A 25,510-nucleotide genomic window follows, 5' to 3' on the forward strand; every position below is an offset into this window, starting at 1 on the left:
TAAATATAAAATACTTTGTCCTAAAATAATTTAAAGTCGAGGAGTTTGATTTTCCATAAATCAAGTCGAACGCCACTGTACTCAGATTCCAGAAATTCAATTCTATCTTTTCTATAGGCAAATCTTTTCTTTACATTAAAAATAACAACCATATAATTTTTCTTTTTAAAGTATTCACTCAAATTACGCGTGTGTTCAGGGTTTGATAAAAAATTATTCACCGACAGTTCGTATAATTGCAAAAACTCTTTGTCATTTTCAGGATAAATATTGTTAAAGAACGATCCTGCTTTAAAATATGCAAAGTTGGCGTTCGGATCATCTGTTTGGGTATCAAAACCTGTAAACCAAAGCACATTTTCATCGTCTTTTTTAAACTTTGTATAATTGGGATCAGTATTGTGAAATTGTAAATTGATGCCTATTTCAGCAAGTTGGCGTTTAATTTCTTTGATGTAATTTACACTGTTTAAATCTTTTTTAATTGTCCAAAATGAATGTACATTTAACTCTTTTCCTTGCCAAAGCTCTGCAGGCACTTTGTTTAAATATTCTTTGGCTAATTCAAAGTTTCGTGCTGTTAAGTTTTCTCTCGATCTGTATCTTTCTTGCCACGAGTATCTGGCAAGCATTTGGTCTTCAGCCACGAGATCATTGTCAGGGGAGGTATTTACAATTTTTTCTCTATCTAAAGCGAGCGAAATGGCAGCCCGAAAATTTTCGTTGCTCCCAAGTTTTGATTTAAAATTGAAGAGCAGTCCTCCATTCACATAAATATTGGGGAATAAAACTTTGCCATCATATTGTGATTCAGACATATGGGAAAGAAAACGGAGATCTCCTATATCCTTATTCTCAAATATAATTCGGATGTACTTTGGGATATCTTCATTAGATGTTTTTTCTAAGACAAATTGATATTTTTCTAAATCGGATTTTACAATTTTATAGCGGCCAAAACCTATCGGTATCCCTTTCCAGTCGACATAATTCTCTGTGAGTTCTTCGATTGGTACAATTGGCATATATGCACTTGAAAGCTTTTGTAATAGAAAGTTATTATCCCTTTTTAAATGTAAAATGATTTGGTAATCATTTACGACTTCAAATCCGGATAAAACACCCCTTGGGTAATTTAAATTATGAATTGACACATATTTTGCAGGTTTTAGAGAATCTATTCCTATAATGTCATCAAGGTTTGAAAATGCGAAATTCTCCTCAGGATTTTGCATAATAAGCCTTATAAATGAAAACTCTACATCGAAAGCCGTGACAGTTCTGCCATTATGAAACTTCACATTTTCTTTAAGATTGATGATACATTTTTTATTTTTACAAGAATAATTATCTATAAGAATAAAACGATCTGTTTTAGAGCTAATTTCTTCTAAGTCAATTAAATTTCCAAAGACTGCAGAGCCAAAAGTTTCTACTACGTTTGTCGCAGTATCTACATAACTCCATGGGATATAGGGTGTTTCTCCTAAATTTATTGTCAGCGTTTTTTTATTATTGTAAAGATCGGAATCGCTATACATGTATTCTTCCTTCTGAGCTTTTAAAGCTAATAAAAATATTGCTAATAAAACTATTGATGATATTGATAAAATGTATTTTAATTTCATATAATACTTCTTTGTGTAATCCCCGAAAAGTGGACGGCTAAATTTCATAACTTTCTTCATATTCTAAAGGCGCAAAATAATCAAGAGTGGAGAGCGCACGAATTCGATTATAAAACACCTCATTATATTCTATAATCGAAGATTTTGCTTCTTTTCTGGTAATAAAATTGCAGCGATGCACTAATTCTTTTTTCAAATGAGATCTTTTTTTATATGCCATGTTCAATGAATTCAAAACAATTTATTTTTTAAATTATCATGCATACTCCAACCAATTATTGCTCTTGAAAAAGTATCCAATATTATACACAAATAAACCCAGCCATCTTTCGTTGAAATATAAGTTAAATCGCTAGTCCAAAGTTGATTTGGCTTGTAGGAGGTAAAGTCTCCTAAAATTAAATTCGGAAAATGTATTGCTTGTCTATCAACCTTTGTCGTTGTTGTTTTAAATTTGGGTTTGCCTGCACTATTAATATTTAGTTTTTTCATAATTTTAGATACACGCTTTTTGCCAAATTTAATAAATGATTTTTTAACAGTAGATAAAATACGCCGCCTTCCATATGTACACCTAGAAGAAGTATGTATTTTTTATTTCTTATTCTAGGCTATAATCAAAGTGATGATTTTTATCTTAACACTCAAGCCATTTATAAAATCCACTCTTAGAAACACACATTACTTTAAAGAGTAAAAAAAACAGGATAATTTTACTTCTCCAGCAATATAAAATCGAATTTTAAAAGAGTCGCTTTGCGAAGAAGGTTACCTCCTTTTTTAAAAGTTCATTTTCTCACAGTAGTTTTCTCAATTCGTCAGGATTTTTCTTTAAATTTGAGTTATCCTTTTCACTATTAGATCGTTTCCAGATATTCAAAGTGGGGTAGGAACCCCAAAACTCCCTAGCAATCTGAGGCATGCTTTTAGGAATATTTTCTATGACTTCAAGGACTTGATTTTTAAACTTAAGAAAATATTGACTTTTAACAGATTTCTTCTTTACCATTGGACAACCCTTTTACATGAGAACCTAAGTTCATAGCATATTGTCCACTAAAAGGAATCACTTTATCTTTTTTAGAGAAAAATAGTGACTAAAAAATAATTTAATCATAGAAAATTTTAATTGTAAATTAATTTTGATTAAATTAAATTGGTAATCTTATTAAAATTATATTCTTATGAAATAAATCATTATATCTACTTTAGACGCTGTACAGTATGATTAAGCTACCAAGTAATCATTATGAATATTGAATTTTTTAATAAATATTAAGCAATGTGCCATCCATATAAAATTCTCAAATAGTTTAGGGTCTCGCTCATACCGAACATTAACCTTTCGATAATTTTTTAAATGTGCATTTGTTCTTTCAACAGTGTATCTCTTTTTAAGCCTTCGCGCCTCCCGTCCATCTTGGGTATGGTTTTTACGATTTAGTTTATGATATGCAACAAGACTTATTCCTAACTTCTTGCACTCAAGATCCAGTTTGTCAGAATCGTATGCTCTATCTCCAAGTATATATCTAGGTTTGGTTAGCGATATAGAATTTTTTATAGTTTTCATCAGTAGGCGTGACTCATGAGGATTAGCAGAATCAACATGCAGAGAAACTAAGAGCCCCTCCTTATCTACCATTTGCATGACTTTTGTTCCTTTTCCAATCTGAGTTTTTCCGATCATTGCTCCACCCTTAACTGCTTTTACAAAAGTTCCATCTACTGAAACTGTGTTTAAATTTGCTCTAAAATATTTTTTATAGGTTGCAAAAAACTGCGTGTAAGTTTCTTTCCATGCATCCAACTTTGAGAGCTTTTTAAACCAACAGTAGCAAGTGCTTTTCGGCGGATATTCCCTGCTTAAATTCCTCCATTGAATGCCTGTAATTAATACATAAAATATTCCGGAAAAGATTTCTGCTGGATCATGTATCCTTGATCTGATTTCGGGTAAAAATTGAATCATGACTTGCGAAGCGCTTAAAATTTCTTTATATTCTATGACGGTACCTTTTTTTGTTTTTTTAGTCGAAAACTAAGGTAACATCATTTTAAAAATAATCAATCTTCCCTAAAAAATCATGTCGAAAAATTTTTAATTATAATAAAAAATTTTTAGTATAATCGTAATAATTAATTTCTCTTTTTTTAATTAAGAATTATAAAACAAAATATAACTTTATATGCTCAAAAAATACATATCAGTCCCTTATTAAAAATGCTAAAATTTTTTGCTTTAATCTTGTATTTTATTGAAATATTATATTTAATCCTATTTTTAGAATTTACAAATATTAGTTCTGAAAGTATAATATTTTGGGAGGCACACTCATTTATTTAATAAATAAAGGTATTTTCTATGGATAAAAAGAAATTAGAAGATAATATGCGGCACGAATTAAATAAAATTTTATTACTTTGTGAAACCGAATTAAAAAATGAAGACTATATTGTAAAAGAAAGATTTTCGAGAAGTGATAATGAAGTATTGAAATATTATTTTTATTTTTCGTTAATCACAAGAGAGTTGATGGCTAAAAATATTGGAGTCTCTTGTGAGAGGCAATTAAGAAGATATTTTGAGGCACCTTTATCTGTGCTAAACAATTTTGATCTATGTAACAAAATAGCAAGTTATTTGAAAATAAGCTATATTGATTTTATATCGAGGATTGTAGATGATAAGAAATCTGAATTGAATTATCAGTCCTCATTGCTTGAGGCTATTAAGCAATATGATGAGAAGTTTTCAATAGCAGCAAGAAGAAAATTAACTAAACTTATCCTAGTAATTTTAGAGAATAAAATCGATATAGATTGCTTTTATGAAAGCTCGATATTTATGATTTCAAAAAAACAATATAAAATAGAATCAATTAATAGGCTAAAAATGTTCATTGGCAAATATGTCAGCTAATAAGTTTTTATATGTGTTTGGGTGCTTTGGAACAAATGCTTTTACTTTTATTAAGTATTCCTGTGGAATTGTTCTTAGTGCCTCTTTTTCATAGGATGAACAGATGACAATCGTGCCTTTGAAGTTGTCTTCTGTATAAATATCTATATCTTCAAAAAATCCACTTTCTATTAAATTATAATCTCCAAAGTTAAAATCACAGATAATAAGGGATATTTTGCATAAAAATTCTTCATTATTTATTTTTTTACCCATACTATATGAAAAAAATGATTCTGGGTTCTTGAAAAAAATGATTTGAGCATCTGTCATTTTATTTTTCCAATCATCCCAAAAAAGAATTTCATCTTCAATCATAATAACGAGTGGTTTATTATCAAAACTTTGTAAATTTTCGATTTTATTCCTTTTTGATAATCTGCTTTTTTGTGTTTCCATTTGAATTCTGAAATTAGAATATTTTAGACATGGTAATAATATTCTAAATGTTGTAGGGTTATTTGCAATTAATAATATTTCAGCTGAAGATCTGTTCAACATTTTTTTTAGATTTGTAAGACCTTGTCCATGACCATTTTCTTTGGTGGAATAACCTTTAAAAATTTTATCTTTAATATTTAGATCGATAGGGATTCCATCATTAGATACATCAATAATAATCTTTGCATTGTATCTTTTTTGTGAAATAATTATTTTGATTATTTTAGCATCTACGCTTTTATGTATAGCATTATCAATAAGGACAATGATTGCGTGTTCTAAATATTTATTAATATAGTTTATTAGATTATATGTGTTTATACTTATTTTAATGTTGACATCTATATTTGAAAACTTTGAAATACCTTCAATAAACTCTTTTGGATTGATACTTGTAAATCTTGAATCATCTATGAGTTCTGCAACTTGATAGTTGTAATGTATAGCGCGCTTAACTATTTCATCTTTATTACCGCTTGATTTTAAAACATTAATTTGATTATCTAAACTATGTTTTATTAAATTGATTGTATTATGAATGGTGTTTACTCTAATTTTGTCAATTAACTTATCTTGAACTCTATTGTAATAAATATTTAAAGGTAATGCAACAAAAAAAGTCCAAATAATAATACAAAATAAGTTTAAAATAATTAGAGAGAAAACAAAAGGTAAATTAAAAATGTGAATAATTTTTTTATAATATATTATCTTATATTCCTTGTTTTTGGTTTCATAAATATTTGCAAAGTATAAATACTTATTATATAAAATAAAGAAATCATTTCTCTGTAATTTGTTTTTTATAATTTTAACTCTGTCTTCATTTATTTCAACATCAGAAATACTCCAAATTGGACTACTGGATAATTTGCATTTCTTACAATCCCAAATCTCAACAGAAAAATTATTTGAATTTGATTTTTCATAGTTATAAATAGAAAGGGAAAACTCTAAAAGACGTGTTAGGATATCCTCGTTATTATTAAATTTAGATAAATGTTGAATATAGCCACTACCGGAATAAAATAGCTCATCCATATTTCTTTTAAAATAAATAAAATTTTCTAGGAGAATAATTGCAACAATGAGAAGTGAAATAAGTTCAAGTTTTATAAAAGTATAGATTGAAAATTTTTGTAAGTAATTCTTCAAATTGTTGCCTATTTAAAAATATTATCGTCTTTTAAACGAATTTTCCACAGATCCATTCTAATCCCGTTGGGCTGTGGTTCTAAGAACTCTATCCGATCTTTCTTATATGAGAATCTTTTTTTGACATTTAAAAGAACAACCATATAATTTTTATCCTTGAAATAAGCGCTGAGCTTTTGCGTAGCTTCAGGATGTTCCATAAAGTGTTCGTTTGAATTTTTAAGAAGATTTTCGAATTCTTTATTGTCTTGCGGGAAAATATGTTTAAAAAAAGAGCCTTTCGTAAAATATGCAAAATTTCGATTCGGATCGTTAGATAGAGAATCAATACTACTTCGTTAATTAAAAATATGTTATATTTAAGTCCTCGAAATATTTTTTTGAGGTTGAATCATGAAAATAGCAAATATAAAAGATCTTTCATTAAAAGTTTCACAATTTATCGATGGTTTTAGATCGGTTTTTAAAAGAAATGATAGAGTACATTGGTGTAAAACTTACATATATGGATTGATATTAGATGGCGAGAGAAAATCTATAGGAGCAATGGCATCAAGAATTTCAAATGCAAATGAACAGTCTTTACAGCAATTTGTTAATCAAAGTCAATGGTCTTTTCATGAGCTTATTATAAGTTTAAATAAATATATGATTAATAGACTGAAAATGAATGAATTTATTTTTTCTCTCGATGATACAAGTCTTCCAAAAAAGGGGGATGAGAGTGTTGGTGTATCAAGACAATATTGTGGAGTTCAAGGTAAGATTTCTAACTGTCAAGTAATTGTTACCTTACATGCGATTTCTAATAAAATACATTTTCCAGTTACTGCAAGGCTATATTTGCCAGATGGATGGATTAAAAATTCAAAAAAATTAGATAAAGTAAAAGTACCTTTAGAGGAAAGAAACTTCAAAGAAAAGTGGAGAATAGCACTTGATTTGATTGATGAAAGCATCCAGTTATTCAAAATAAAATCATTAGTTTTTGACGCAGCTTATGGGTGTAATAGAAATTTTCTAAATGAACTTGATAAGAGAAAAATAAATTTTGTAGGACATATTAGAAATAACGAGAAATTTTGGTCAAAGAATATTCCAATAAAAAGTGTAGTTCCGAGAAAACGCAATTTACAAACAAAACTTAGAGATTATGACAATCCTGTAGATAATAGATATAAGCCCCGCTCTGCTTTAAGGATAGCAGAAGAGTTATTTTCAAAAGGAAGTAATATCAAAATAATTCAAATCCGACGGAAAAATGAAAATATAAAAGTAGAATATGTTGCTACAAGAGTTATGGAATGTATTTCAAGACCTTGGCAAAAAGTTGGAAAAGAAAGATGGCTTCTAGTTGAAAAAAGAAAAGATGGAGTTTTAAAATATTATATTTCAAATTATTCAAAAACTTATCCAAAAGATGAAATAATAGAACTCATGCATAAAAGATGGAAAATTGAACAGGGATACCAGATTTTAAAAGAAGAATTGGGTCTTGATCATTATGAAGGGCGTTCGTGGTTAGGATTGCATCACCATATAGCTTTATGCTTTTTAGCATATTATTTTATAAATGAATTCGATAAAAAAAAACTTGAGATCTCATTTTCTGCTGTAAGGCGATATATAAATCGTATTTTTCAAACTATTTTTTGTCCATTTTGTGATAATACTTTTCCTTGCTTTCCTAAGCTTATTTTAAATACTTCTTAGATTTAACGAAGTAGTAATCAAAGCCTGTCCACCAAAGCACATTTTCATCCACTTCTTTGAATTTTGTATAATTAAAATCTGTATTATGGAATACTAAATTCAGACCAATTGCCGAGAGCTGCTTTTTTATTTCTTGAATGTATTCTATATCATTTAAATTTTTTTTCAGCATCCAAAAGGAATGCACATGCAAAGTTTTATCTTCCCAAAGTTCTTTTGGAACTTTGTTTAAATATTCTTTTGCCAAGACAATATTTTGCTTAATAAGAGGTATTTGTTCTCTGTATTTTTGTAAAATGGAATGACTTGGTAGTATTTGATCCTCTGCCACAAGGTCATTATCAGGTGAAGTTTGCGCAATTTTTTCACGATCAAGTGCGAAAGAAATAGCATGCCGAAAGTTTTCATTTGCGCCGAGCGGGGTGCTAAAATTAAAGAGAAAACCTGCATTCACATAAACAGTTGGAAGAATGACTTTTCCTTCGAATTTTGAATCGGACATATGCGATAAAAAACGAATGTCTCCTATATCTTGATCGCTAAAAATCATACGAATATATTTGTGATTATTTTCCGATGCTAAATTTTCTAAGATGAATTGAGATTTATCTAAGTCAGATTTTATGAGTTTATATTGGCCAAATCCAATCGGTAAATGTTTCCAATGGATATAATCACTTTGTAGTTCTTCAATGGGAACAATAGGCAGTCTGCCTGTATTTAATTTTTCGATGATATAAGGATTGTTTCTTTTTAAATTAAGAACGACTTTGAAGTTATCTATTACTTCGATCCCCTGAAGAATACCTCTTGGATAAGTGATTCCATTTTTAGTCTCATTTTTGCTCTGTTGAACAGAATCTATTCCTAGAATGTCATTTAGAATAGTAAATGCAAAATTATCTTCTCTTTTTTGCGTAAGAAAGCGAATAAGTGAAAATTCGAAGTCATAGGCTGTGACTGTTCTGCCATTGTGAAACTTTACTTCTTTATTTAAATCTATAATGCATTTACTATCTTTGCAGGAATAATTTTCTATTAAGATATATTTATTTGTGCTACTTTTAATTTCTTGAGTTTCAATTAGATTACCAAAAACAGATGCAGCAAAAGTTTCTATAACATTTGTTGAGGTATCGACTGAATTCCAAGGTATTTGCGCTGTATCGTTTAAGTTCACAGTCAATGTATTTTTCTCATTGAAAAGGTCTGAGTCTGTATACATTTCAGTTTTCCTTTTGTTTATTATAGTCAATACTATAATTATGATTGCTATTGATATTACTAATGTTATGCATGAAATGATTTTAAATCTCATAATTATTTCCTCAATTATTTAAAATTGAAAGAATAATGTATCTGATTGTGACTCTGATATCAAGTTAACATTATTTTTCAGTATAATAGTGGTCAATGGTTTATTTAGTAGATTTAGGTAAAGATTTGGATACTCAAAGATGCGACCAAATAAAGCGAGTCTTCATTTGGTCGCATCTTTTATTTCTTCAAATAATAATTTACCTAAAAATTGAGCTCTTGTTTATTTAAATAAACAAGCCTAATGCTTTTGCAACACCTGCACCATAACTGGGGTCTGCTTTTTTGCAGTTTTCGATATGTCTTAATTTAATTTCATTTGAAGCATTTCCCATAGCGCGAGCTGTATTTTCAAAAAGTACTTGTTGTTGCTCTGCACTCATCAATCGAAATAAGAGGCCTGGTTGGGAATAATAATCTTTATCTTCTCTATGATCCCAATGTCCTGCAGTACCGTCCAAAACTAAATGAGGTTCTGCATGATTGCTTTGTTGCTGCCACTCACCTTTGCTATTTGGCTCATAATTTAAAGTTTTTCCTTTGTTGCCATCAACTCTCATGGCGCCATCACGATGGTAACTGTGATAAGGACAACGAGGAGTGTTTACTGGAATGATTTGATGATTAACACCAAGTCGGTATCGTTGTGCATCACCATATGAAAAAAGCCTTCCTTGCAACATTTTATCTGGAGAAAATCCGATACCAGGAACGATATTTGCAGGATTAAAAGCAGCTTGTTCCACTTCGGCAAAATAATTTTCAGGATTTCGATTGAGTTCTATAATTCCGACTTCGATTAAGGGATAATCTTTATGCAACCAAACTTTTGTAAGATCAAATGGGTTATATTTGCAGTTTGCAACATCTTTTTCGGACATAATTTGAATACACATTTTCCAACGTGGGAAGTCTTTATTTTCAATACTTTCAAAAAGATCTCTTTGATGGCTTTCCCGATCTTTTGCAATAATCGCTTCAGCTTCGGAATCTGAAAGATTCTTTATCCCTTGCTGTGAAATAAAATGAAATTTAACCCAACTTCGATTGTTGTCTTTATCAAACATACTAAATGTATGACTACCAAAGCCATGCATATGTCTGTAAGAAAAAGGAATTCCTCTTTCACTCATTACAATTGTTACTTGATGAAGAGATTCAGGAGATAAAGTCCAAAAATCCCAATTATTTTCTGCGCTGCGCATATTTGTTACAGGATCTCGTTTTACCGCATGAGCTAAATCTGGAAATTTAAGTGGGTCGCGTAAAAAGAAAACGGGCGTATTATTTCCAACAAGATCCCAATTTCCTTCTTCACTATAAAACTTTATGGCAAAACCACGTATATCTCGTTCAGCATCTGCTGCCCCGCGTTCTCCGGCAACAGTTGAAAATCTTATAAATAGATCTGCTTTTTTACCTATTGAAGAAAAAATACGTGCCTTTGTATATTTTGAAATGTCATTTGTTACTGTAAATGTTCCATAGGCTCCAGAACCTTTTGCGTGCATACGACGTTCTGGAATAACTTCACGATCAAAATGAGCTAACTTTTCCAAATACCAAACGTCTTGCATTAGTAGGGGGCCATAGCGACCTGCCGTCATTGTATTTTGATTATCTACAACGGGTACTCCAGCATTATTTGTTAATTTATTAATACTTGTGTTAGGTAGAGACATGACTTTATTTCCCTTCTTATAAAGTAATTATAATGACCTTTAAGTTTTGATTTAATATAGGAATCTACCGATTAATTGAAATTTTACAGGTGTGATTCGCAACCATTCTTTTATCGGAGAAACCTAAAGGAGTGAGTCAATGCATTGTTTGAGTCAATTTGTTTCAACAAATCGATCATTTAAAGGATGAATCTCTCTGGCGTTATTAGGAAAAATTGCTTTAAACTTTTGTATTTGTTCTTCAGACACTTCTACTTCATTTTTTAAAACGAGCCAATTTACTTTTTCATCGCAAGGAAATGTAGTTAAAGAGCCAATATAGCCGTAATAAGATAAATCGCTTGGTAAAATATCATTTAATTTTATTTTTAATTTGGTATTCAAAATCGCATGATCTTCCTTTGGTAAATTTTCAAAGAATTGTTTTAAAGCAAGATTTTCTTTTCCAGAACGCATTAAAATAGCAATTACAGCATATTCACCTGATTCACTTTGATGAACGAGGTGAAGTTCTAAGTCGAATAATTTACCGTCTAATTTGTGTTCACTCGGTGCGTGCAAGTGAAATTGTTTTAATGAATATTTTTCTTTTCCAAGTACAATGCTATTTGCATTGTCAAATTTTGCTTTAATAGTATGCTGATTATTTTTTATAATTAATGGTGAAGTATGATAATTTGTAATAATAATTGGTAACATTGCATTTGTTTTTAACTCACTTGTCAAAATATGAACAGGAGATTGTTTTTTTCCATGTGAACATGAATTAAAATCCACTAAGAGTTTATTTTCATTTATATCTTCTTTTTTTTCATCATAAATTTCTAGATGCTGAGAATTTTTATAATGTTTTGTCTGAACACATCCAGCGAAATACAAACTACAAAATAGTGGTAACAAAATCCGAAAAATCATAAACTTAATCCTTAAAACTGTTAGAATAAATATTTTATAAAATAAAACTTAAGTCATACTTTATAAAAGTGCATCAAGTTACCATTTATAATTTAGTTATACAACAATAAATGTGTACTTAAACTTTAGTATAAATAAAAAATTGCTAATACTGCAAACTTTGTTATGATCGGAAGCAATAGACAAAGTAATATTAATAATTGTTAAATGATAATATTGCTTTGTCTTACAATTAAGTGCTTGATGTTTTTTCTAGAAGGACTATTTTATGAATAAAGAAACGGCAACAAACATTTTAAAAATGATATTAGAACAAAAATTCATAATTTAAGTCAGTCTAATATGAGTCTCGGTCCAAGCGCTGCCTCAATTAGGAATCATAAAATATGAAATTTCATTAGAGCTTTTAAAAATATATCGAAAGAAATTTTGTGAGTTTAAATCAATAAACATTTAGTATCAATGTAATTAGGAATTAATTTTATTATTAAATTAACTAAAGGTAAATTTTATTTAATTTATTTTATGATATTAATGATTTAAGTAATTTATATTCTAGCAAAAGTCTATTGAGAAAAAAAATTAATTTTATTCTTGAAAATACAATGGATGAAGAGATTTTTTATTCTGAGAGATGACGATTTTTTTTACGACAAGAAATTGAAGAGGCACGGGAAAAATTAAAGGAAGAAAAATAAATTCTGATATTTCATCAAATGTCTCATGAAAAATTTATACTAATTAGTTTTGTAACCAGAAAGTTTTGGTCTTATCATTTTAAAAAAAAATTTTGATAAAAGCTGGGAAAAAAATTATTTTTAGTAGGAAAAATTCTTATGCGTGAGCTCTACCAATCCATAGATAGTTTCTTTATTTAAACATTCAGAGTTAATTTCCAATTATACGAGCAATTTTTTAAAATATTAAAATGCTGTTTTCAACGCAAAGAGCAGCTGCTGCTGGCCCAAAAGGGCTATATGTCAAATGAATTAAAATTAAGAATATTGATTATCGATTTGTTCATATTTATATCAAGTATAAAATTAATTGATATTATTTGAATGTGATTTTTAATTGATCATATTGCTTAGTTATTAATTCGGTTTTAAAATAACAACTTTTGCTCTGCGCTTAACGGACCAAGTCGATTTCTCGCGATTGAAAAAAGAAATTGCAGGCAAGGTTTCAGCTATGACAAGTGATTTGATCTTATCGCTTTCTTCAAAAATACCTAATTTCTGTGCTTGTTTGATGATTTGAAAAAATTCATCTTGTGAGCAATTTTCTGTGACTTCTGCAGTTTGAGTTTCAGGCGCATAGGGTTTAAAAATACTATCTTCAATTCTTAAATTATATTTTTCGAGTTTAAAATTTATTTGTCCATTTTGATGATGAACAATCTGTAGATTTTTCTGTAACTTTAAGAGATGAGGTTCTATGTCTTTAGGATTTGCTTTGTCCTCTATGAAAAGTTGCACTGTAAGGCGAATTTGTTTCGCGAGAAGATTCGAAATTAAGAAATTTCTCATAAATTCTGCAATCTCAATTGCTCCAGCGCTTTCGACAAAATCATTTTGTGATGATAACAAAGCAGCTTTGGACTGAACTAAATCTTGGGAGGCGTTTTGAATAAAGAAGGTTGCGCGATCGAATGTGTCCATTATTTTCTGATGGAGTGCATCTTGCTTTTCTGGAAGGGTGTCCACAATTTTGAGACGCTCAGAAACCTGTTTTAATTGATCTTGTTGAAAACTCAGACTGTCTGCCAGTTGGTCGGAAAGAGTTTTGATTGCTTCCATGTTTCTTTGATTCATAAGAATGAGTTCTTGATTTTCAGCTCTTAAATTCGCCACTACTTTTTGACTTTCAAAACCAAACAGGCGGGTCAAAAAAGAAGATTTATGTGGTGCATTGAAATTTGTCGCAGAAGGAATTGGCTTAATCGCTGACTTTTGCATGGTTTTCATGTTCATGGAGACCTCCTTGTCGCATGCTGAGTTATCTTATACTTTTCGTTGGACTCCAGTCAAAAAAAATACAAAAAGAATCAGCTCATATTTAAATAATACAATGTCTTTATATTAATTAAGAAATATTAAAAAATAAAATAAAGGAACGATATAGAAATACAATTTATTTATTTCTATAAGATATTAAAGAGAAGCAATGCACTCTATTTCGACCATTACATCAAGTGGTAATTTAGCAACTTGGACTGTCGAACGGGCAGGGGAATGTCCTTTGAAGAGCCTTTCATACACGCCATTCATTTTCTGAAAATCATTCATGTCTTTTAAGAACACGGTTGTTTTTACTACTTTTTCGATTCCTGATCCACTTGCGTCTAAAATTGCCCGCATATTTTTAAAGACTTGTTCTGTTTGGCCTTCAATATCTGTTGCTTCAACTTTCATAGTTGAAGGATTTAAAGGAATAGATCCAGAACAGTAAACCATATTGCCGAGAACGATCGCTTGGGAGTATGGTCCGATTGCTTTAGGTGCATTGTCTGTTGCGATGATTTTCATTGAATTTTCCTCTTTGAAATTTATAGAATCAAACATACCAAAAGTGTTTTAAATTAAAAATTGCTAACAAACAAGTTTGCTTTGCCTCTGAAGTTTACTCGAGCTGAGCCTTTTGAAGAATTGATGTCGTGCTTCTTCCTGGAACGAGTGCAATGTGTTCGACGCATCCCCCCCAAGAGATCACTTCTTTTGCGCCAACAGTATTTTCAAAATTATAATCAGCACCTTTTACCAGTACATCTGGTTTGATAGCTAAAATGATTTCAAGTGGAGTGTCTTCATCAAATATGACTACATAATCAATGCAGGCCAGCGAAGCTAAAATTTTTGCTCTATCATTTTCACTTTGCACGGGACGACTTGAGCCCTTGAGGCGTTGCACGCTTTTATCGGAATTTAGGCCAACGATGAGTAAATCGCCCAAAGAGCGCGCTTTTTGTAAATACTCGACATGACCAGCATGTAAAATATCGAAACAGCCGTTGGTAAAGACAGAACGTCTTTTTTGAGATTTTAAATCTTTGGCAAGCAGAGTGAGTAAATTGATATCGAGTCGTTTTTCTGGATGTGTAGCCTCGCTCTTGTCTTTGAAAACGCTTAAAAACTCAGACGGCGAGAGGGTCGATGTGCCTAATTTTCCACAGACAATGCCTGCAGCAATATTGCCGAGCTCTGTTGCGCGGATGAGGGGAAATTGCGCTGCTAAACACATGGCGATAAAAGCAATTAGAGTGTCGCCTGCTCCGGAAACATCAGAAACTTGTAAAGCATGCGAAGCAATCCTATAAGTACCTTCGATATCTTGTCCGCGTGTCATAATTCCATGTTCTGAAAGACTCATGACCAAATTTTTACAGCCACTGGCTTTTAAATAGCAGTCTGCAATGGCATCGACTTCTTCTTCAAATGATTTGTTATAAACTCCTGGATTTTGTACTTTATAAACAGATTTTCCTTCGCTTAAATTGGGTTTTATCACCGTCGAATTTTCGTACCTTCCCACATCTTCGCTTTTTGGGTCTGTCACTATCGGGATCTTCTTTGCATTGCTGACTGCAATAAGGCGTGTGATCAAATTTTTAGTCAAAAAACCTTTGCCATAATCTGATAAAATAAGGCAGATATTTTGATTATTTTCGATAAAGTTCTCATATAACTCTAAGACTTTTTCTTCTTCTGCGCATGAAATCATTTCATTGGATTCTTTATCAACGCGCACAATCTGTTGCGCACCCGAGCTTGAGTTTCCTGACATAATTCGCATTTTTGTTGTTGTGGGAATATGCTTTGAGACAATTAAGGCGCTGGTATCAATATTATGTTCTTCAAGTACATTTTTTATAACGATCGCTTCTGCGTCATTTCCGATTCGGCCACAAAGAACGGCTCTTGCTCCCATAGAGGTAATATTGGCTGCGACATTGGCAGCTCCGCCTGGAACAGCTCTCCTTTTGCTTTCAAGTACCACTGGCACTGGAGCCTCAGGCGAAATACGACTCACTCTCCCTTCGATATAAGTATCGAGTATGATATCTCCTACAATGAATATTCTTGTTTCTTTTAAGTTTAGAATATCTTCTGGAGTCGTGTGATGAAAGAGAGATGTCATAAAAAAGTGCTCCAAACAGGGAGGGTTAACAATCACTTACTGAGCTATGAGTTATCAGTTTGGTTCATGGAATTCAAGAACTATGCTGATAGTATCTATTTCTAATTCATTTGCTTGACTTGGTGTATTTTGTGGAAATCCTTGCGTCATTGCGACATTATAAAAGTCATTTTTTTGTTCAGAGTTGAGGATATTTAATTGTGCTGTTAATGCATTTTTGACAACTTGGTCTAAGTAAGGCTTTTCTTCTTGTAAAGGCAATATTTTAGCAATACCGAGATCAAAAGTATTCGTATTTGATTTTGAGTATTTGAATAAAACTTCGTATTTTCTTGGGAATAAATTTTGACCAAGAAGCTGTTTTGGAAGTTTTAAATAGCCAAAAGGATTTTGGTAAACTTGAGTGCTTAATTTTTGATCTTGTATTTTTATTTCCTGATAATTAATATTACTAGGCTTAGAAACTTCATTTTTTTCAGTCATAACATTATTTGCATAATTATTATTTGCATTTTTAATTATTCCTTTTTCAACTTCATTTATTTTTCTAATATTGTTCTTTGGGGGGTTAACTTGATTTATTGTTTGATTTGTTTTGTTACTAATTGGAGTAAATGTATTTAAAGTAATTGTTTGATAGTTTTCTAAAGGTTTTTTTTCAAATATTTTATAATCTCTATGTGCAAAATGTAAAACAAGAAAAAATGCACTATGAATAAGCACTGAGAGAAGTATGGGTAGGGTGAATTTCAAAACTTTGTTAAGTCCATTTTTATTTGAAATATGTTTCATGCTATTCTTTCTTTTAAATCCTATGCACTTTTCAGCATTTGGATAAGTATTCGTTCTTAGCTTATGGAGTTTGATATGTCCAAACAATCAACGATTGTTATTCTTTGCTTATTTGGTCTTGTAGCCATTGGATCATCCATAGGTATCCTTTTCTTAGGGAAAAAAAACTTTCAAATTGAAACAAATTTTTCTCAAGCCAATATTGCGAATGCAGCACAAGATTTAAGGGATTTTCCTCTACCTGAAAATCCTTCTGTATCGTCAAAATATAATGCATGGTACGTTATAAATTTAGGTAACATTCCTATTGGACTTCTAATTGCTGGAACAGAAAATCTAAAAACAGGTATTTCAACTCAATATACTATGCAGTTTGTGAGTCGAATTGGCTCATCACCTTTACTCTCTATTTTAAAAGGAGAGATGGAAATTGAGCAAGAAGAGCAGCTTAAATTTCAGCAAACCCTTTTATCACGGACTGCAAATGGTTCATTTAAAGAAATTCAAAATATTTGGCGACAAGATAAAAACTCTAATCTTGAATTAGACAAAGATATGGGTGCAAACCTTCAAGGAATTATACCTGCAGTATTATCTAAGAATAAAATAAATTCAGCTTTAAATAGTTCCACCCGTCTCTTTTATTTTGAACCAAAAGACTCAAAAAATAAATCAACCAAAACCTTTATTCCATTTTCAGGAAATTTTATAAATAATTCTGACATAGATGTCAAATATGACGATGATGGGTTTTTAAATACGGGGAAGTTGATCCTAGAAGGTGGCAATGAACTCCAATTTATCAGAATTGAACAAGATCGTTTCAGTTCTTTAACAAAATCAATTACGGAAACATTAATTGACTTTGGATGGTTTGCCTCCTTAAATTCTATGAAAAATGAATTTGATTATCTTAGAAAATCTTTGGAATCATGCACGCTTCAGGCAACAAGTTTGAATAATAAAATGATTCGTTATATGCCGCAAAGTTCTTATTTAGCTTATAGAAGAATTGTTAACATGTCGCATTTTTGCGCAAGTTTAAATCGTCATCTATCTGCAAAAGATGCAGATAGCAATACAAGTAAGCTTGTTATTCTTTCAAACAGTGTTAAAAATTTATTAAAAGAAAATCCTCAAGAGTTACCTTATTATTTTGCTTATTCTCCCGATATGACTTTATTTTACAATGACACAATTTCTTTTCTATGGCCGAGAATCACTTCTCTTTTAGTCAAAACAACTATGAGTGAACTCGAAAATAATTTTGAATTAGATAAAAGTCGTAAATCTCTTGTTGGTATTCAATTAAATATTTCTAATATGCAGTCAAGAGCTGTCGTGCGTGCACAGATTAAATTAATTGAATCGCCTCTGAATTTTAATATAGAAACAGCACAGTTTTCTAATATGAGTTCCACGAGTTTAAGTGATGTGCCGATGAATATTGAAAAACCATTGACATCTATTTTTCTTGATGGGCAGTTTTTTGCTAAAAAAATGGATATCAGTTTTGATGAAATATGTAAGGCAAATAATGGTAAAATTGGTCTAGATATCGGAGATGCTCCGCAAGTTGCAATTAATGCAGAATCCATTCGCGGAGTTTGGGATATGCAAACCCGTATCGAGCTTGCCAGACAGTTCGCAATAAAATCAACCATTGCAAAAAATTGTTCTGATATTTCTTTTCGCGTTCCTGTGAGTTTGCAAAAAGCCTTCTCAAAGGAATTAGAACAATTCAAAAGTGAAGTTTTAGGCTCTGAAAATGAGCTTCTTTTATCGAATAATATTCAGAAAAAATTATGGATTGTCCCAGGGAAATATCGTCTTGTTGTGACTTCGCTCGTCACAGGTGCTGTTTTATCTGCTCAGGAATTTTTGGTGGCAAGTGGTGTGAATACGAACGTAACAGCTAAAATTAATTAATTTTATGAATTGATGTTAATATAAAGCTATCTTCATATCCTGCGCGGTATTGCAAACGATGGCATGCAATTGACAAACTTTTTTTGGGACAGATTTCCATTAAAAAACCGTTAAACCAAAGGTCTTTTTCTGCTACTTCATGTGCCATTTTTGTGCCAGGATTTGAAAATCGATTGATAATTCTTTCTTTATTCATTCCTATAACACTGTCATATGGACCAGTCATACCGACATCTGTTAAAAAGGCAGTGCCATTTTCAGTCAGACGTTCATCACTTGTGGGCGTGTGCGTGTGTGTGCCGATCAAACCAGCTAGTATTCCATCATACATCCAAGCAATTGCTTGTTTTTCAGAACTTGCTTCCGCATGAATATCAGCAATGACGATATGTGCACCTGATTTGACTTTATCTTTAAAGTTCTCTTTTTCTTTTAATAAAAATTCAAATGGGCTGCTGTATTCTTCTCGCATGGCAAAATTACCCATGAGATTTATAATATGAACAGATTTATTTCTTTCTTTAATAAAAAAAGAAGGAGCTTTATCGATATGCGATATACCAATTAGATTTTGTGGGAGAACTAAATCTCTATGCTTTTTACGAATATTATGCACATCAGATTTGTCTTTCCAGTGATTTCCCATGGTAACTGCATCAATACCTATACTTTTTATTTCATCAAATATTTTTTCAGTTATACCGAAACCACCAGCTAAGTTCTCTCCATTTATTGTAATAAAATCGAGCTGAATTTCTTGTCTAAGTTGGGGAATTACTTTTTTTAATATTCTTCTTCCGCCACGCCCCAAAACATCACCAATCATAAGAATTTTTATACTCTCATGATTGGGTTTTAGATGCTGTGCAATGGAAGAAAAAGAAGTATCTCCTGAATACGAATGCGCTGTAATTTTATTTTGCAAGATGTGTCGCTCGCTGTTCTCTAACCATAGTTACTTTAATATTGCCTGCTTGATGAAGCTCACTGCGCAAGCGTTTTGCAACGGACTTAGCGAGTAAAGTCACTGCTTCATCATCCATTACGGTGGGTGATACCATAGCTCGAACTTCACGACCAGATTTAATAACATAAGCTTGTTCTACGCCATCAAAACCTTCGACAGTTGATTCCATATCACGCAATCTATCAATTGCTTTTTCAAGGAATTCTTTGCGTGCGCCTGGACGGAAATTGCTTAGAACATTTGCGGTTTGTACGATGACTGTGATGGCGTTTAAACCATGTAAATTATCATTATGATGTTTTGCTGCAGCTTCAACAACTTCTGGTGATTCACCATATTTTTGTAAGAAGAGTGCGCCCACATGCGAATGATTTCCTTCTGATTCTTCATCTAAGCTCTTGCCAATATCATGCAATAGAGCTGCTCTTTTCGTTAAGCGCACATTGAGATCGAGTTCTGCAGCAATGATTCCTGCAATTTGAGCAGTTTCAATGCAGTGTTGCAAAACGGATTGGCCGCCCGTTGTCATGTATTTTAGTTTTCCAAGCGCTTGAATGACTTCAGGATGCAAGCCAGTTATTCCGCAATCAAAGGATGAACGTTCACCAGCTTCACGGATCATTTGTTCAAATTCTGTTCTGGTTTTTTGCACAACTTCTTCAATGCGCGCAGGATGAATACGTCCATCAGCAACTAAACGTTCAATAGCAGTTTTGGCAATTTCTCTGCGAATGGGATTGAAGCAGGAAATAATAACGGCCTCAGGAGTGTCATCGATAATTAGATCGACTCCAGTGGCCTGTTCAATTGTGCGAATGTTACGTCCTTCGCGCCCAATGATACGACCTTTCATATCATCCGTTGGCAAAGTGATGACTGAGACAGTGGCATCTGTCACAAATTCGTTTGCGATCCGTTGAATAGCAGTGGAAATAATTCCGCGTGCTTTTTCATCGGCAATACGTCTCGCTTCTTCTTCTGCAGCGCGAATTTCTGCACTGGCAGACTTTCTTACTTCGACTTCGATCGCTTTTTTAAGTTGTTCTCTTGCCTCTTCCTGTGAGAGTCGGGCAACGGATTCAAGCCGCGATTTGCTTTCTTCAACTGTTTCTTCTGCTTTTCTGAGTGCTTCTAAAACTTTTTTTTCTTCAGATTCGATAGATTCCATTTTTCTCTTCAAATCTTTTTCTTTTTGTTCGAGTTGTTGAGCTTTTTTTTCTATCGTCTCTTCTCTTTTTTGAATTCGAGTTTCTATTTTCTTGATTTCAAGATTTTTTTCTCTTTGCGCCCGTTCAAAATCTCGACCTTCATTTATAGCAAGTTCTTTGGCTTCTCTGAGAGCTTTTTTAACCAGTTCATCTGCTTGTGCTCGGGCTTCCCCAAGTCTTTTCTCAGCCTCTTCATGTTTGATCTTTAAATCCTGCGTTAGGGCGCGCATGTTCATTGTATGAACCCCCAAAAACGCTAGGGCGGCCACAGCTATTCCGATAGCTATGATCAGTACATATTCCCAAACACCCATGTTTTTATGACTCCAAAAATATAATTTCATTAATTTTTATGTCTAAGTAAATCCTTTTAGGGACATACCAACATTTTACAGTTTCCGACCTTAGAACATCGTATAGAATTTTACCAGTAATAGAATAAGTGGAAACAAAAAAGGCTGGCAATAAAAATTGCCAGCCTTTTTCTAAATAATGGTGCGGATGGGCGGACTCGAACCGCCATGCTTGCGCACACGCCCCTCAAACGTGCGTGTCTACCAATTTCACCACATCCGCAGTGAGGGGGTTAGTACCTTAGGAAAAATAAAAGGTCAACTTTTTCCTGAAGGAAATTTTAAAAAAGTGAGGCTTGAAATTAAATACAGTAAATTCAATTGTTTATAAAAAAAAGAGCGTGGGCGAGTTTTGTAAATTACATGCATTTGTCATTCCTTCCTTTCAGGTTTAATCTCTCTATGATTTTGTATTATATCAGGATAAGGAGTTTTTAATGACTGAAATAATTGAACTTAATGATGATAGCGGGACGTTGGAATTAAAGAAAGAGAATTTGGCGCTGATTGATTATTATGCGCCTTGGTGTGGTTCCTGTCGAATGGCTTTTCCAATGTTTAGAAAAATTGCGAGTGAATTGGGCTTGCCTTTGTATAAAATTGATGCGGAAAAAAATGAAAAATTGCGTGGATTAATAGAAATAGAAAATCTTCCAACTGTTGCAATATGGAAAGATGATAAAATGATAGCAAGTATTTGTACAACAAAGGAAGAAGGGCTGCGAGCATTCTTAAAATCACATGGCATAGGTGTGTAAAATGGATATAAAAATTATTAAAGAATTATCGCAAAAATATTCCCAAGACGATCTTATAAGATTTGCAGATGAACTCGAAAATACAGAAAAGACAAGCTGCCCAGAATGTCAAAATAACTCAGATATAAATGAAGTTATGAGTAACTTTTTGCAAGCGTGTGAAATTAAAAAATTGATTGACAATGGTGTTTCTTTAAATGAGGCTATCAGGGAATTTACAAAAAGAGTGAGAACTGTTTTGTCGTAATATGAGAATCACTGATTTGAATAAAAAAAGTGTAGCAAAAATATCATATCCATTGTGTGCATTTATTTTACTAGTTCTTCCGTTATTTAATCAAGCTTTTGCTAGATTAAATGCAGGATTAGCCGTGTTAAGTGGTATTTTACTGTCATTGCTCTTACAAAACCCATATCAAAAGCAAACCAAAGAGATAGCAACAAAATTTTTATCCTGGTCGATCATTGGTTTAGGCTTTGGTATGAATTTGATAAAAGTTGCAGAAGTTGGGCTAAATGGAATTACATATACAATTATTGGTATTTCTTTTACATTGATTTTAGGAATTGTAATAGGAAAAATATTAAATAATAAAAGAGACATGTCCCTCTTAATTTCAGTCGGAACTGCGATTTGTGGAGGGAGTGCTATTGCTGCTCTAGCTCCAGCAATTAAAGCAAATAATAATGATATTTCTGTTTCTTTAGCTATTATCTTTATTTTAAATGCACTTGCTCTTTTTATTTTTCCACCAATTGGAGAGTTTTTTAATTTAACTCAGGAGCAATTTGGTCTGTGGAGCGCATTAGCAATTCATGACACAAGCTCTGTTGTGGGTGCTACTTTAGCTTACGGCGAACAATCTTTAGAAATGGGTACGACTGTTAAACTTGCACGGGCAATTTGGATTGTTCCAGTCGTTTTTTTGATCGGTGTTTTTTATGCAAAATATATTTTTAAAAATAGGGAAATTTCAAAGGAAAAAGTAAAAAAACCATGGTTTATAATTTGGTTTCTCTTAGCTGCTGCCCTAGTAACTTGGGTGCCATTTTTGCAAGCTCCTGGTCAGATTGTACGTGGCATATCAGAACGTATGCTTATTATTATTTTATTTTGTATAGGTTCAAACCTCTCTCGGACTGCTATAAAAAGCGTAGGAATCCAACCTTTTATTCAAGGAATATTACTTTGGATAATTATGGCTTCTCTTACATTTGTAGCAATTTATTTTCATAAGATTGGTTTTTAGTTTTATAATTTATTATTTAATATTTTTTGTTGCATGCTCACCATCAGATTTTTTTAAAGTCAAACTCAAAATTGATACTGGTAAAATACAGAGAGCTAGAATAAAAAATGTAGTCCTAAAAGCCTCTATTGCTTTGGGATTATGAATTGGAAAAGCATAATAATTAAGAAAACTAATAAGTATAAAAGAAGAAAATCCAATGGAAATACTATTTGAAAATTGACGGATTGTGACATCTAGGCTTGTTGCAGTGGCAGAAATATTTTTGGGAACATCGACATAAATCATTGGACCATTGCTTGAAAATGCTAAAATATTAAAAAAACCAAGAATGGCAGTTGAAAATACGATATAAATAAAACTACTATTTTGATTTATAAAGGAAATTAAAATAAGAGCAAAACATATGCCAAATGGAGCAAGTGAAAGTACTCTTTTGAAACCAAATATTTTTAATATTCTAGGAGATATTCCACGCATTATCAAAGCACCAACAGCCATAGGAGCGACTAACAATCCCGATATCATAGGTGTCATACCAAACTGCAATTGAAAGAGTAAAGGAAGGAGAAAAGAAACGCCTCCTGTTGAGATATAAGTTATGCTATTGCCAATTACTCCTGTTCTAAATGTTTTTATTTTAAAAAGGGTTAAATTTAAAATAGATTTTTCTTTCATTTTTATTGCATGATAAATAAATAAAAGAAAAGTAAAGGATCCTATTGTTGCTACAAAGGTATGAAGTTTATTTGAGAGTAAGTTTTCTCCTACAGTTTCTAAAGCAACTGTTAAAGACGCTAAAGAAATTCCAGATAAGAAAAATCCTTTTAAATCTAAGTTCTTCTTATTTTCTGCAACTTCATTAGGTATATATTTCTGCACTAAAAAATAAGTTAAAATACCCATTGGAATATTGATAAAGAAAATAATACGCCATGAGGTGTAGGTAGTAATAACTCCACCTAACAAAGGGCCTGCTATAGGACCTAAAAGTGCAGGAAAAAAGATCAGCATGGTTGCGCGCACAAGTTCTGAGGGAGGAAAGATACGAACCATAATTAAGCGGGCAACAGGTGTCATAAGTGCGCCTCCAAATCCTTGGAGAAAGCGAAAAATAGAAAGTTCTATCAAAGAAGTGGCAAGTCCACAGAGAATAGAGCTTAAGGTAAAAATAACGATTGCAGAAGATAAAACTGGTTTTGTGCCGAAGCGATCAGCAGCCCAGCCACTTATGGGGATAAACATAGCTAAACTCAGTAAATAACTCGTAACTGCAAATTTTAGGCTGACAGGATTGGCATTGAGTGAGCGTGCTATATCTGGAATTGCGGTATTTATTATGGTCGTATCAAGCATTTCAATAAACATAATTCCGGCTAATATCCAAATAATAACCCTTTTATTCATATCTTCTGGATTCATTTTAAAAAATCTTTCTGTCCTTTAGAGCAGGAAGTCTTGTTCTCGATTCATCTATATTTGACCTATGAATGTCGGCGGTCAAAATTCCTGTTTCTTCGTTCATTCGGGCTAAGATTTTTCCCCAAGGGTCTATAATCATGCTATTTCCATAGTTTTTCTTTTGACCATTCGAGAAGGAGCCTGTTTGATTGCAAGCTACAACAAAGCATTGATTTTCGATAGCGCGCGCGCGCAATAAAACTTCCCAATGATCTTTGCCAGTTTGCCAGACAAACGCGGCAGGAACAAAAATAATATCAAAGAAATTATCTTGTTTTAAAGCAGAGCGGACGATTTCAGGAAAACGCAAGTCATAACAAATGATATTGAAAGCATTCCATGAACCTTCTGTTGTTTCTAATTGATAAGATTTTGGATCTTCTCCAATTTCAAATGAATCGCTTTCACAGTAGAGAGGTTTGCCATTTTGATCCCGTAAATTAAACAGGTGTTTTTTTCGGTAAGTAGATATAACATCCCCATTTTTATTAAATGTAATGCAAGTATTAAAAACTTTTTTAGAATTATTAGGGATTTCTTCTGAATGACTGCCAGCAATAATATTAACTTTATATTCTTTAGCAGCGGATTGAATCTGTGTGAATATTCCTTCATTTATTTTTGATCTTGTTTGCACTCTCAGGCTCTCATCACCCATGTATGTAAACATTTCAGGTAAAACAACCGTTTCAGCTCCTTGTTTTGCTGCTTGTGAAATATTATTTAAGGCAATTTTAAGGTTCTCGTTGATGTCGTTTTGCGGATTTAACTGTAGACAGGCTATGCGCATGATAAGAAACTCCTAGTAAAAGGGACAACCTCTTCATTATATTTAGAGTGAA

At 32.1% G+C, this 25,510-nt stretch carries 24 protein-coding genes and 1 tRNA gene; 6 read left to right on the forward strand and 19 right to left on the reverse strand.

What is annotated here, in order from left to right:
• Positions 1-20: 20 nt before the first annotated feature.
• The 5 genes from EZS29_RS02720 to EZS29_RS02740 form a co-directional block, all read right to left on the reverse strand.
• On the reverse strand, positions 21-1,628 hold the full coding sequence (locus EZS29_RS02720) for an ABC transporter substrate-binding protein (RefSeq protein WP_172603740.1): 1,608 nt from the start codon (positions 1,626-1,628) through the stop codon (positions 21-23).
• 37 nt (positions 1,629-1,665) lie between these two features.
• Positions 1,666-1,848 (reverse strand): IS3 family transposase, encoded by a 183-nt coding sequence (locus EZS29_RS16305; RefSeq protein WP_130606284.1) that lies wholly within the window; start codon positions 1,846-1,848, stop codon positions 1,666-1,668.
• 11 nt (positions 1,849-1,859) lie between these two features.
• A complete protein-coding gene (locus EZS29_RS02730) occupies positions 1,860-2,219 on the reverse strand; it encodes a DDE-type integrase/transposase/recombinase (RefSeq protein ID WP_342777859.1) in 360 nt (119 codons plus the stop codon).
• 205 nt (positions 2,220-2,424) lie between these two features.
• The gene (locus EZS29_RS02735) at positions 2,425-2,637 is read right to left on the reverse strand and encodes a hypothetical protein (RefSeq protein ID WP_130606288.1); all 213 of its coding nucleotides are present in this window, start codon (positions 2,635-2,637) and stop codon (positions 2,425-2,427) included.
• A gap of 219 nt (positions 2,638-2,856) precedes the next feature.
• Positions 2,857-3,600, reverse strand: coding sequence for an IS5 family transposase (locus EZS29_RS02740; RefSeq protein ID WP_130606290.1), 744 nt, complete (start codon positions 3,598-3,600; stop codon positions 2,857-2,859).
• 393 nt (positions 3,601-3,993) lie between these two features.
• On the opposite strand from EZS29_RS02740, the gene EZS29_RS02745 reads away from it, so the two are divergent.
• Positions 3,994-4,551: a hypothetical protein gene (locus tag EZS29_RS02745; protein WP_130606292.1), complete on the forward strand. Its 558-nt coding sequence runs from the start codon at positions 3,994-3,996 to the stop codon at positions 4,549-4,551.
• Here the strand turns inward: EZS29_RS02745 and EZS29_RS02750 are convergent.
• Together EZS29_RS02750 and EZS29_RS02755 are read right to left on the reverse strand one after the other, a co-directional pair.
• Complete coding sequence (locus tag EZS29_RS02750) at positions 4,519-6,186, reverse strand: ATP-binding protein (RefSeq protein ID WP_130606294.1); 1,668 nt, start codon at positions 6,184-6,186, stop codon at positions 4,519-4,521. The genes EZS29_RS02745 and EZS29_RS02750 overlap by 33 nt on opposite strands.
• A gap of 8 nt (positions 6,187-6,194) precedes the next feature.
• Positions 6,195-6,386, reverse strand: a complete 192-nt coding sequence (locus EZS29_RS02755) for a hypothetical protein (RefSeq protein ID WP_130606297.1) — start codon at positions 6,384-6,386, stop codon at positions 6,195-6,197.
• Positions 6,387-6,579: 193 nt separating this feature from the next.
• Between EZS29_RS02755 and EZS29_RS02760 the strand changes: the two genes are divergently transcribed.
• On the forward strand, positions 6,580-7,899 hold the full coding sequence (locus EZS29_RS02760) for an IS701 family transposase (protein ID WP_130606299.1): 1,320 nt from the start codon (positions 6,580-6,582) through the stop codon (positions 7,897-7,899).
• Here EZS29_RS02760 and EZS29_RS02765 read toward each other — a convergent pair.
• The 7 genes from EZS29_RS02765 to EZS29_RS02795 form a co-directional block, all read right to left on the reverse strand.
• On the reverse strand, positions 7,880-9,124 hold the full coding sequence (locus EZS29_RS02765; protein WP_172603741.1) for an ABC transporter substrate-binding protein: 1,245 nt from the start codon (positions 9,122-9,124) through the stop codon (positions 7,880-7,882). The two genes, EZS29_RS02760 and EZS29_RS02765, sit on opposite strands and share 20 nt — an antisense overlap.
• Positions 9,125-9,443: 319 nt before the next feature.
• Positions 9,444-10,898, reverse strand: a complete 1,455-nt coding sequence (locus EZS29_RS02770) for a catalase (RefSeq protein ID WP_130606303.1) — start codon at positions 10,896-10,898, stop codon at positions 9,444-9,446.
• 153 nt (positions 10,899-11,051) lie between these two features.
• On the reverse strand, positions 11,052-11,813 hold the full coding sequence (locus EZS29_RS02775; protein ID WP_130606305.1) for a carbonic anhydrase: 762 nt from the start codon (positions 11,811-11,813) through the stop codon (positions 11,052-11,054).
• A 1,094-nt stretch (positions 11,814-12,907) separates the two neighbouring features.
• Positions 12,908-13,786 carry a hypothetical protein gene (locus tag EZS29_RS02780; protein WP_130606307.1) on the reverse strand — a complete coding sequence of 293 codons (879 nt, stop codon included), beginning with the start codon at positions 13,784-13,786 and terminating at the stop codon, positions 12,908-12,910.
• A gap of 180 nt (positions 13,787-13,966) precedes the next feature.
• A complete protein-coding gene (locus EZS29_RS02785; RefSeq protein WP_130606309.1) occupies positions 13,967-14,341 on the reverse strand; it encodes a RidA family protein in 375 nt (124 codons plus the stop codon).
• Between the two features lie 94 nt (positions 14,342-14,435).
• Positions 14,436-15,950, reverse strand: coding sequence for a D-glycero-beta-D-manno-heptose 1-phosphate adenylyltransferase (gene rfaE2 / locus EZS29_RS02790; RefSeq protein WP_130606311.1), 1,515 nt, complete (start codon positions 15,948-15,950; stop codon positions 14,436-14,438).
• Positions 15,951-16,004: 54 nt separating this feature from the next.
• Positions 16,005-16,742, reverse strand: a complete 738-nt coding sequence (locus tag EZS29_RS02795) for a hypothetical protein (RefSeq protein ID WP_130606313.1) — start codon at positions 16,740-16,742, stop codon at positions 16,005-16,007.
• Between the two features lie 75 nt (positions 16,743-16,817).
• Here EZS29_RS02795 and EZS29_RS02800 point away from each other — a divergent pair, with 75 nt between their 5' ends.
• On the forward strand, positions 16,818-18,671 hold the full coding sequence (locus EZS29_RS02800; protein ID WP_130606315.1) for a hypothetical protein: 1,854 nt from the start codon (positions 16,818-16,820) through the stop codon (positions 18,669-18,671).
• Here EZS29_RS02800 and EZS29_RS02805 read toward each other — a convergent pair.
• From EZS29_RS02805 to EZS29_RS02815, 3 genes are all read right to left on the reverse strand, one after another.
• Entirely contained in the window at positions 18,664-19,596 is a 933-nt protein-coding gene (locus EZS29_RS02805; RefSeq protein WP_130606317.1) for a TIGR00282 family metallophosphoesterase, read from the reverse strand. The two genes, EZS29_RS02800 and EZS29_RS02805, sit on opposite strands and share 8 nt — an antisense overlap.
• A complete protein-coding gene (rny, locus tag EZS29_RS02810; RefSeq protein ID WP_172603742.1) occupies positions 19,586-21,160 on the reverse strand; it encodes a ribonuclease Y in 1,575 nt (524 codons plus the stop codon). The genes EZS29_RS02805 and rny overlap by 11 nt, the downstream gene beginning before the upstream one ends.
• 179 nt (positions 21,161-21,339) lie before the next feature.
• Positions 21,340-21,422 (reverse strand) — tRNA-Leu (locus EZS29_RS02815).
• A 214-nt stretch (positions 21,423-21,636) separates the two neighbouring features.
• Between EZS29_RS02815 and EZS29_RS02820 the strand changes: the two genes are divergently transcribed.
• From EZS29_RS02820 to EZS29_RS02830, 3 genes are read left to right on the forward strand one after another with little or no spacing between them, the layout of a single operon-like run.
• Positions 21,637-21,957, forward strand: a complete 321-nt coding sequence (locus tag EZS29_RS02820) for a thioredoxin family protein (RefSeq protein ID WP_130606321.1) — start codon at positions 21,637-21,639, stop codon at positions 21,955-21,957.
• A gap of 1 nt (position 21,958) precedes the next feature.
• Positions 21,959-22,204 (forward strand): DUF6952 family protein, encoded by a 246-nt coding sequence (locus EZS29_RS02825; protein WP_130606323.1) that lies wholly within the window; start codon positions 21,959-21,961, stop codon positions 22,202-22,204.
• Between the two features lie 16 nt (positions 22,205-22,220).
• A complete protein-coding gene (locus EZS29_RS02830; RefSeq protein WP_216678707.1) occupies positions 22,221-23,207 on the forward strand; it encodes a YeiH family protein in 987 nt (328 codons plus the stop codon).
• Between the two features lie 12 nt (positions 23,208-23,219).
• On the opposite strand, the gene EZS29_RS02835 is transcribed toward EZS29_RS02830, so the two are convergent.
• Both EZS29_RS02835 and EZS29_RS02840 read right to left on the reverse strand, forming a co-directional pair.
• The gene (locus EZS29_RS02835; protein ID WP_130606327.1) at positions 23,220-24,629 is read right to left on the reverse strand and encodes a DHA2 family efflux MFS transporter permease subunit; all 1,410 of its coding nucleotides are present in this window, start codon (positions 24,627-24,629) and stop codon (positions 23,220-23,222) included.
• A gap of 1 nt (position 24,630) precedes the next feature.
• On the reverse strand, positions 24,631-25,458 hold the full coding sequence (locus EZS29_RS02840) for a carbon-nitrogen hydrolase family protein (RefSeq protein ID WP_130606329.1): 828 nt from the start codon (positions 25,456-25,458) through the stop codon (positions 24,631-24,633).
• Positions 25,459-25,510: the final 52 nt, after the last annotated feature.

Source organism: Fluviispira sanaruensis (genome assembly GCF_004295685.1).
Lineage (GTDB): Bacteria > Bdellovibrionota_B > Oligoflexia > Silvanigrellales > Silvanigrellaceae > Silvanigrella > Silvanigrella sanaruensis.